The sequence below is a fragment of the Sulfuricurvum sp. IAE1 genome (assembly GCF_004347735.1).
Lineage (GTDB): Bacteria > Campylobacterota > Campylobacteria > Campylobacterales > Sulfurimonadaceae > Sulfuricurvum.
In genome coordinates, this window is sequence record NZ_SLTI01000022.1 from 1 (window position 1) to 458 (window position 458).

At 41.5% G+C, this 458-nt stretch carries 1 protein-coding gene; it reads left to right on the plus strand.

The window, feature by feature from the left end:
- The coding region (locus E0765_RS03560; RefSeq protein ID WP_255417841.1) for a flagellin at positions 1-128 on the plus strand (128 nt) is incomplete at its 5' end.
- Positions 129-458: the final 330 nt, after the last annotated feature.

Genomic DNA, 458 nt, shown 5'->3' on the forward strand with positions numbered 1-458 from the left:
TTCGTGACGTAGACTTTGCTGCAGAATCGGCGAGCTTCAACAAACATAACATCATGGCCCAGTCTGGATCGTATGCTATGTCTCAGGCCAACGCCGTCCAGCAGAACGTCCTCAGACTTCTCCAGTAGTTTTATCTCTTTTTCCGGGGCTTTCCCGCCCCGGGAGACTCTATCGTTTTTCTTCTCTTCTATATCCTGCTATTATTCTTTTAATTAATGATAATTATTACTTTTGTGTTTTTCCGTAAACAGCCTTGAATGTCGTCTATAACGATGTTTTCCTATAAAAATACGCTATTCGTATTAAAGTTTTTTTCCGCTTTCCCGATATAGTTTGTAACAGCAAGGATGCTGCAAAAATGGAAGGGCTTCGGCTCTTGCGATAAAAGGATTTATCATGGGTTTCAGAATTAACACGAACGTCGGTGCGATGAATGCGCACATGTACTCTACCAAAAA